Source organism: Methylobacterium sp. E-016 (genome assembly GCF_022829745.1).
Classification (GTDB): Bacteria; Pseudomonadota; Alphaproteobacteria; order Rhizobiales; family Beijerinckiaceae; genus Methylobacterium.
On sequence record NZ_JAKSYF010000180.1, the window covers coordinates 1 to 570 of the forward strand.

1 protein-coding gene is annotated in these 570 nt (G+C 68.1%); it reads right to left on the reverse strand.

What is annotated here, in order from left to right:
• Positions 1–570: carbohydrate-binding domain-containing protein (locus tag MKK68_RS26380; RefSeq protein ID WP_279605519.1), on the reverse strand; the 570-nt coding region annotated here is incomplete at both ends.

Genomic DNA, 570 nt, shown 5'->3' on the forward strand with positions numbered 1-570 from the left:
CGGAGAAATCGCCGGTGAGGTTCACCACGTCCCAAGCGCCGGCAGCGTGACTGGCGTGAGCGGTCTGGACGCCGCCCACCTGGGCGCCATCGACCTTCACCACGAACTGCGCATCCTCACCGTAGGCATCCTGCGCCACGCGGAAGGTCAGGGTGTCGAGCTCATGAGGGGCAGCAGGCACAGTCGGCGTTGGCGCCGGCGTCGGCGTGGTCGTGACCGGGTCGCCGGAGGGCAGGGCGAACGTCGCTCCGCCGTTGCTCCACAGGGCGGCGGACCCATCGGCCGTCGAGCCGACGCCGGCATCGAGTATGGCTTGGCTGCCGCTGACGACATGGCCGTCGAGCCCGACCGAGCCGATGTAGAGGTTGCGGTCATGCCCGTGACCATCGCTGGCGTCGTTGATGAACTGGAATGTGACGTCTGACGCTACGGAGAAATCGCCGGTGAGGTTCACCACGTCCCAAGCGCCGGCAGCGTGACTGGCGTGAGCGGTCTGGACGCCGCCCACCTGGGCGCCATCGACCTTCACCACGAACTGCGCATCCTCACCGTAGGCATCCTGCGCCACGC